Here is a 7,357-nt window from a genome sequence, read left to right as displayed (position 1 = left end):
GAGCGCCTTCAGGCGCGAATCCATTCTTTGCCAAGGGCAAAGTCAAAAGATTCGCGCCTGAAGGCGCTCCTACATTCGCGTCAGCGCACCATCCGCGCCGGCGGCTCGACGGCGGCGAAGGCTTCCAGCTTGTCGCCCACGACCGTTTCCAGGTGTTCGAGGCGGCTCACCGCGGTCGGGTGCGTGGAGAACATCAGCGCCACGCCGACGTCGTCGGCCTTGGTGCCGTCCAGCGTATGCAGGACCGACGCCAGGGCGTATGGGTTGTAACCACCTCGCGCCGAAATGACCATGCCCCGCACGTCGGCTTGGTGTTCGTCGCCCTTGTCCAGGCCACGCACGAAGATCTCGGTGCCGGCCTGGAAGGCCTGCTGGCCGAACATCCGCACGGCCTCGTTGTCGCTGCGGCCCGCGGCCTCACCGGCCAGTTCGGTGGCGAAGGCGGTGCCCATTTCCTTCTTGATCGCCTTGACCTGGTGGCGTTCGACCACGTGGGCGATTTCGTGCGAAAGCACAGCAGCGAGCTCGGCCTCGTCGCGCAGGCGGTCGTACAGGCCCTGGGTGATCAGGATGGTGCCGCCGGGCAGGGCGAAGGCGTTGACGTCGGTGCTGTCCATCACGCCGAAGCGCCAGGGCAGGTTGGGGCGCTCGGTCTGCAGGGCCAGCCACAGGCCGACGCGGTTCACGTACTGCTGCACGGCGGTATCGCGCACCAGCGGACGGGCGGCGAGCAGGCGGGCGGCAATGCCCCGGCCGAGTTCGATCTCGTCCTCGTCGGTGATGGGTGCACTGGCCTCGGCGGCTTTCTTGCCGAAGTTGAAGAGTTTTTCGGCTTCGCCGAGGCGGCTGAAGCCGGCAGCGGGCGTGGCCAGGGCCAGGGCGATCAGCGCGGCCAACAGGGAACGGGTTTTCATCGCTGCTTCCTCCTGCTGCGGCGGTCCGACTTGAGGTAGTCGACCTGGTGGGCTTCAAGGCTCGCGGCGCCGGCGAAGCGGCGTGCGTCGTCGGGCTGCACGGCGAGCCCGTCCAGCATCTCCACTTCCGAAGGCGCCGATCCGGCATTGCGAAGCTTCTCGGGCGACAGGCCCTTGACGCCGGTGCTGACGGTATTGCCGCTCGATCCGGTCAGGAAGGCCGCGGCCAGCTGGTTGCCGCCGCCGGCCGACTTGCCGTCGGACGTGCCGGTGCGCAGGTTGAGCACGCGCACCCAGCCGTCCAGGCCTTCGGCGTTCTTGATCCCGGCCCAGGCGCCCTTGCGGCCGGTGATGTCCACGGGTGCCTTGGCGCCCAGCTTGGCGACGACTTCGGCCGAGCCCAGGGGTTCGCTGCGCATTTCGGTGGCGCGCAGCGTCGTGGCGGACTCGGCGAAGGCCAGGCCGCTGGCCAGGGTGGCGGCCAGCGCCAGTGCCAGCGTCGGGATGGGATAGCGGCGTCTCGTAATCACGGCATGCCTCCTGCTCGGGATGGGTCGGTGTTGCGTACCGGTTCGTAGAGTTCGACCGGTTCTTCGCGGCCCTTGACCTTGAATTGGCCGCGGTGGATGAAGTTGAAACGCGAATCGGCGCCGCAGGCGGACTTCGTCGCGCCCGACACCAGCACCCGGGCCACGCCCTTGGTCGTGCCCTCGATGCGGCTGCCCAGGTTCACGGTGTCGCCGATGGCGGTGTATTCCATGCGCGTGTCGCTGCCCAGGAAGCCCACCACGGCCGGGCCGGTGTGCAGGCCGATGCCGACGTCGAAATCGCCCAGGCCCTCGCCGTTGGCGGCAAGCTCGCGCTTGAACTCGTCCAGGGCCAGGGTCATGTCCAGCGCCGCCTCCACGGCCTTCGCCGCATGCCCCTCGGTCTGGGTGGGGGCATTCCAGAAGGCCATGATCGCGTCGCCGATGAATTTGTCCAGCGTGCCGCCATGCCGGAAGATCACGTCCACCTGCCGGCTGAAGTAGCGGTTGAGCAGGTCGACCACCTGCTCCGGGGTGCGTGTTTCCGACAGCGTGGTGAAGCCGCGGATGTCGGAGAACAGGATGGTGATCTCGCGCGCCTCGGGCTTGCGTTCGCGGTCGAGCTCGCCGCTTTCGACCAGGCCCTCGACCACGCGCGGGTCCAGGAATCGCCCGAAGATGCCGACCGTGGCCTCGCGCTGGCGGCGTTCAAGCCACTGGGCCTCCACCGTCAGCAGGCCGAATCCGACCCAGGCCAGCGCCAGCGCCGCGCCCACCGGCAGGTACAGGTTGGCTTCGAAGGCGAACCAGCCGCCGGCCAGCACGGCCAGGCTGGCCACGCCCAGGCCCAGGCCGGTCCGCAGCGGGCTGGCGCGCCGCTGGAAGGCCAGCGCGGTGCCCAGCACCAGCGCGAGCAGCAGCGGCCAGCGCGTGGGCCAGTCGCGCAGCCAGTCGTCGGCGCGCAGGTTGGCCAGGCCGGTGGTGCGGATGTGCACGCCGGGTGTCTGCTGGCCCACCGGCGTGGGACGCATGTCGAGCAGGCCCGGCGCCGTGGCCGCAATCAGCACGACCTTGCCGGCCAGTGTCGGCGCGATGACCGGTTCAGCCTGCTGCAGGTCGTTGAACAGGTCCGAATAGGCAATCGTCGGCGGCGGCTCCCCGTACCAGTGCAGCCGGAGGCGCTGGCGATCGGGCAGGGCAGTGCCGATGAACGTGGCGAGGTTGGCTTCGAGCGAATGCAGGCGCCAGCCTTCGATCTCGTCGTAGAGCAGGGTATGCCGCCCGATGCCGTCGCCGTCGGCCACGAAATTGACCAGGCCGCCGCGCCAGCTGCCTTCTTCGAGGATCCCGGGCACCAGCAGCACGGCCCTGGCGTCGGGATTGGCGCCGGGCAGGGCTTGGGCGCCGAAGCTTGGGGGAAGCATGGAAAGCGGCGCCAGGTTGCCGTCGTACAGGCGCAGCGAGGCGAAGAACAGATTGTCCTGGCCGGCCACGATCTCGCTGAAGACTTCGTCGCTGAGCGCCTGGAACCGGTCCTCTTCGTTGAAGAACAGGTCGAAGGCCACGGCCTTGGGCGCATGCGGCGCCAGCATGTCCAGCAGTTCGCCGTGCACGCTGCGCGGCCAGGGCCAACTGCCGGCGAGCTCGATCATCTGCTCGAGGCTCTTCTGGTCGATCGCCACCACCACGACGTCTTCCGGTGGCACCCGCGATTGCGCGTGGTGGGCCAGCAGCCAGTCGCCCAGGCGATCGTCGGCGCGGTCCAGGGCCCCGGTGAAGTGCAGCACCAGGGCCAGCACGGCCAGCGCCAGCAGGGGCAGGCGGATCGGCACGTGGCGGGCGGAGGTCGTCCGCGGCGGGACGGCGGCGCGTTCAGGCATGGCCGCGAGTGTAGCCGTTTGCCAGCGCCGGGCGCTTTCCGCTAGCGTCCGGCCATGGAAGAACCGCTCCCCATCCGCATCCTGATCCACGGCGCCAGCGGGCGCATGGGCCGGGCGCTGCTGCGCCTGGTGGCCGAACGGCCGGAACTGCAGCTCGTCGCCGCGGTTTCGCGCAGCGGCCAGCCCCTGCCCGAGGCGCCGGCCGGCGTTCCTGTGCTGCCGGTCGAAAAACTGGCCGACGCGCCCGATTACGACCTGGCGATCGATTTCAGCCTGCCCGAGGCCTTCGGGGCGCTGGTCGCGGCCTGCCGGGCCAAGGGCGCCGGCCTGGTCAGCGGCACCACCGGGCTGTCCGGGGCCCAGGTCGCGGCCATGGACGAGGCGTCGGAGTTGGTGCCGGTGCTGTGGTCGGCCAATTTCAGCGTAGGTGTCGCCGTGCTGCGGGCCCTGGTGCACCAGGCCGCCGTGGCCCTGCCGGGCTGGGACGCCGACATCGTCGAGTCCCACCACGTGCACAAGAAGGACGCGCCCTCGGGCACGGCGCTTTCGCTGGGCGAGGCGGTGGAGCAGGGGCGCGGCAGCCCGCCGAACTACGCCAGCCTGCGCTGCGGCGATATCGTCGGGGAGCACCTGGTGCAGCTGACCGGCCACGGCGAACGCCTGGAGCTGGTGCACCGCGCCAGCAACCGCGAAATCTTCGCCCGGGGCGCCCTGGAAGCCGCGGTGCGGCTGTCCGGACGGGGTCCGGGACGCTACGATTTCGGCGAGCTGCTGCTGGCCGGCGGCCGGACCTGAACCGGCGCCGCCGAGTTTCCTTTTCGGGCGGGTGTCGCTAAACTTCCCGCTCGCCTGAACCCTCATCCGTCCGGACATGGTCCTGCCCAGTCCGCGGGTGTTCGCACACCCTGTGAACGGGTTCCCCCAAGCAAGGCGATAGCCCGTGAACCATCCCGCAATCCTCGCGCTCGAAGACGGCACCGTATTCGAGGGCGTCTCCGTAGGCGCCACCGGCAGCCGCACCGGCGAAGTGGTGTTCAACACCGCCATGACCGGCTACCAGGAGATCGTCACCGATCCCTCCTACGCCCGGCAGCTGGTCACCCTGACCTACCCGCACATCGGCAACACCGGCTGCACGGCCCAGGACGACGAGGCGGAAAAGCCCTGGGCGTCCGGCCTGATCGTGCGCGACGTGCCGCGCCGCCCCAGTAACTGGCGAAGCCAGGTGCCGCTGCCCGAGTGGCTGGCGGCGCGTGGCGTCGTTGCCATCGCCGGTATCGACACCCGCAAGCTGACCCGGCTGCTGCGCGACCGCGGCGCCCAGAACGGCTGCCTGATGGCCGGCGAGATCGACCGCGACGCGGCCATCGAGGCCGCGCGCAAGTTCCCGGGCCTCAAGGGCATGGACCTGGCGAAGGAAGTCTGCACGCGCGAGCGCTACAGCTGGACCGAAGGCTCGCTGGACCTCGACGCCAACGAATTCGTCCGCGTCGAGCCGCGCTTCCACGTCGTCGCCTACGATTTCGGCGTCAAGCGCAACATCCTGCGCATGCTGGCCGAGCGTGGCTGCCGGGTCACGGTGGTGCCGGCGCAGACGCCGGCCGCCCAGGTGCTGGCCGAGAATCCCGACGGCGTCTTCCTGTCCAACGGCCCCGGCGACCCGGCGCCCTGCGACTACGCCATCGCCGCCATCCGCGAGGTGCTGGCGGCGAAGGTGCCGACCTTCGGTATCTGCCTCGGCCACCAGCTGCTGGGCCTGGCCGCGGGCGCGACCACGATGAAGATGAAGTTCGGCCACCACGGCGCCAACCACCCGGTGATCGACCTCGACAGCAAGCGCGTGATGATCACCAGCCAGAACCATGGCTTCGCGATCGACGAAGCCAGCCTGCCGGCCAACGTGCGGGTCACCCATCGTTCGCTTTTCGACGGATCCAACCAGGGCATCGAGCTGACCGATGCCCCGGCCTACAGCTTCCAGGGCCACCCGGAAGCCAGCCCCGGGCCACACGATGTCGCGGGGTTGTTCGACAAATTCGTCAGCATGATGTCAGCCAGGGGCTGACCTTGAACTCGGGGAAAGGAAACATGCGTATTTTCGGGAAAATCCTGCTCGCCGCGCTGCTCGCGCTGCCGGCGACCGTACTGGCCAAGCCGCCGCAGCTGCCGGTCGGGCACTTCTTCAAGGACCCGGAGTTCACCTCCGTGTCGCTGTCGCCCAGCGGCAAGTACATCACCGTGTCGGTGCCCCAGGGCGACCGCACCCTGCTGGCGGCCTTCGAAGTCGAGGGCATGAAGCTGGTCGGCAAGTGGGACTACGGCGCCAAGAAGCACATCGACCGCGTCAGCTGGGTCAATGACGAACGGTTCCTGATGTACGTCACCGAGAAGCTCGGCCGCTTCGACTTCCGCGTCGGCACGCCGGACGTCTATGCCAGCAACGTCGACGGCACCCAGCGCGCCGATATGCCCAACCTCGGCATCTACCAGATCGTCGACAAGAACTGGGACGATCCGCGCAGCATCCTGGTGCAGCGATCGGTGGATTCGGCCTTCCTCTCCAAGTACGACGTCTACGACGGCCGCGTCACGACGGTGGCTACCGCGCCGGTGCGTTTCGGCGGTTTCGTGCTCGACCACGAGCGCAAGGTGCGTTACGCCTACGGCCAGGAAGAGGACCTTGAGGTCGTGACCCTGCGCCGGGACGGGGACCGCTGGACCACCATCCACACCGCCGAGATGGGCGGTTCCGTGCGCACGCCGGTCGCCTTCGCAGGCGACAACAAGCGCGTGTTCTTCGAGGTGAGCGACAAGGGCGAGCCGACCCGGCTGGTGCTGCGCGACCCGGAAAGCCGCGAGGAAACCCAGGTCGCCTCCAACCCGAATGTCGATTCGATGGGTTACGTGTTCAGCAGCGACGAGCGCGAGCTGCTGGCCGTCGCCTACATGGACGGCGTACCCAATTACGTGTTCATCAACAAGGACCATCCGGAGTCGAAGACCTATGCCGGCCTGATCAATGCCTTCCCGGACCGCGCGGTGCGCTTCGGCGGCATCAGCCGGGACGGCCGCAAGATCCTGTTCAGCGCCTTCAGCGACGTCGATCCGCCGACCTACTACCTGTTCGACCGCGAAACCGGCAGCGCGCAGTTCCTGCTGGCCTCGCGCGAGTGGATCAAGCCGGACCAGATGAGCGAGATGACGCCGGTGTCGTTCATCGCCCGCGACGGCACCCGCGTGCATGGCTACCTGACCGTGCCGCAGGGCAGCAACGGCCAGAACCTGCCGATGATCCTGCACCCGCACGGCGGCCCGCACGGCCCGCGCGACACCTGGGGCTTCAACCCGGACGTGCAGTTCCTGGCCAACCGCGGTTATGCGGTGCTGCAGGTCAACTTTCGCGGTTCCGGCGGTTACGGCACGGCCTTTGAGCGCAAGGGCTACCGCAACTGGGGCACCACGATGATCGACGACATGACCGATGCCGTCGACTGGGCGATCGAGAGCGGCATCGCCGACAAGGACCGCATCTGCACCTACGGCGCCTCCTATGGTGGTTACGCCGCGCTGCAGACCGTGGTGCGCGAGCCCACCAAGTACCGCTGCACCATCGGTTACGTCGGCGTCTACAGCCTGCCGCTGATGTTCAAGGACGGCGACATCCCCGAGACGAAGTCCGGTCGCAACTACCTGGCGCGCGTGCTGCCCGAGGGCATGACCGCGCAGCAGGTGCAGTCGCCGGCCTACAACGTCGACAAGATCCGCATCCCGGTGATGCTGGTGCAGGGCGCCAAGGACCGGCGCGTGCCGATCTCGCAGTACGAGATCCTCAAGGACAACCTGGCCAAGGCCGGCCGACCGCCGGAAGTGACCATCGTCGAAGCCAAGGAAGGCCACGGCTTCTACGACTTCGACAACCAGGTGGAACTCTACACGGCGATGGAAGCCTTCCTCGACAAGCACATCGGCTCGGCCCGGGCCGGCGGCACGCCCTGATCCCTCCCGTTGCACCCGGACGCCGGCCTTGGGCCGGCGC

6 protein-coding genes are annotated in these 7,357 nt (G+C 68.7%); 3 read left to right on the top strand and 3 right to left on the bottom strand.

The features are described from left to right. Positions 1-80: 80 nt before the first annotated feature. From ACE3TE_RS11220 to ACE3TE_RS11210, 3 genes are read right to left on the bottom strand one after another with little or no spacing between them, the layout of a single operon-like run. Complete coding sequence (locus ACE3TE_RS11220) at positions 81-914, bottom strand: M48 family metalloprotease (protein ID WP_374605005.1); 834 nt, start codon at positions 912-914, stop codon at positions 81-83. After that, complete coding sequence (locus tag ACE3TE_RS11215) at positions 911-1,444, bottom strand: SH3 domain-containing protein (protein WP_374605003.1); 534 nt, start codon at positions 1,442-1,444, stop codon at positions 911-913. The genes ACE3TE_RS11220 and ACE3TE_RS11215 overlap by 4 nt, the downstream gene beginning before the upstream one ends. Then, on the bottom strand, positions 1,441-3,321 hold the full coding sequence (locus ACE3TE_RS11210; protein WP_374605001.1) for a CHASE2 domain-containing protein: 1,881 nt from the start codon (positions 3,319-3,321) through the stop codon (positions 1,441-1,443). Before ACE3TE_RS11210 ends, ACE3TE_RS11215 begins: the two co-directional genes overlap by 4 nt. Positions 3,322-3,375: 54 nt before the next feature. Between ACE3TE_RS11210 and dapB the strand changes: the two genes are divergently transcribed. The 3 genes from dapB (at position 3,376) to ACE3TE_RS11195 (ending at position 7,317) form a co-directional block, all read left to right on the top strand. Further along, complete coding sequence (gene dapB, locus ACE3TE_RS11205; protein WP_374604999.1) at positions 3,376-4,116, top strand: 4-hydroxy-tetrahydrodipicolinate reductase; 741 nt, start codon at positions 3,376-3,378, stop codon at positions 4,114-4,116. Positions 4,117-4,261: 145 nt separating this feature from the next. Then, entirely contained in the window at positions 4,262-5,386 is a 1,125-nt protein-coding gene (gene carA, locus ACE3TE_RS11200; RefSeq protein ID WP_374604997.1) for a glutamine-hydrolyzing carbamoyl-phosphate synthase small subunit, read from the top strand. Positions 5,387-5,409: 23 nt separating this feature from the next. Next, on the top strand, positions 5,410-7,317 hold the full coding sequence (locus tag ACE3TE_RS11195) for a prolyl oligopeptidase family serine peptidase (protein ID WP_374604995.1): 1,908 nt from the start codon (positions 5,410-5,412) through the stop codon (positions 7,315-7,317). The last annotated feature ends 40 nt before the right edge of the window (positions 7,318-7,357 follow it).

This window comes from Arenimonas sp. (genome assembly GCF_041919775.1).
Taxonomy (GTDB): Bacteria; Pseudomonadota; Gammaproteobacteria; order Xanthomonadales; family Xanthomonadaceae; genus Arenimonas.
The sequence above is the reverse complement of the archived record's forward strand: the minus strand, read 5'-3'. Positions and strand labels throughout refer to the sequence as shown.

Bases quoted from the DNA above. Each gene is read 5' to 3' on its own strand.
- ACE3TE_RS11220 (WP_374605005.1), bottom strand. From the start codon at position 914: ATGAAAACCCGTTCCCTGTTGGCCGCGCTGATCGCCCTGGCCCTGGCC.
- ACE3TE_RS11210 (WP_374605001.1), bottom strand. From the start codon at position 3,321: ATGCCTGAACGCGCCGCCGTCCCGCCGCGGACGACCTCCGCCCGCCAC.
- dapB (WP_374604999.1), top strand. From the start codon at position 3,376: ATGGAAGAACCGCTCCCCATCCGCATCCTGATCCACGGCGCCAGCGGG.
- ACE3TE_RS11195 (WP_374604995.1), top strand. From the start codon at position 5,410: ATGCGTATTTTCGGGAAAATCCTGCTCGCCGCGCTGCTCGCGCTGCCG.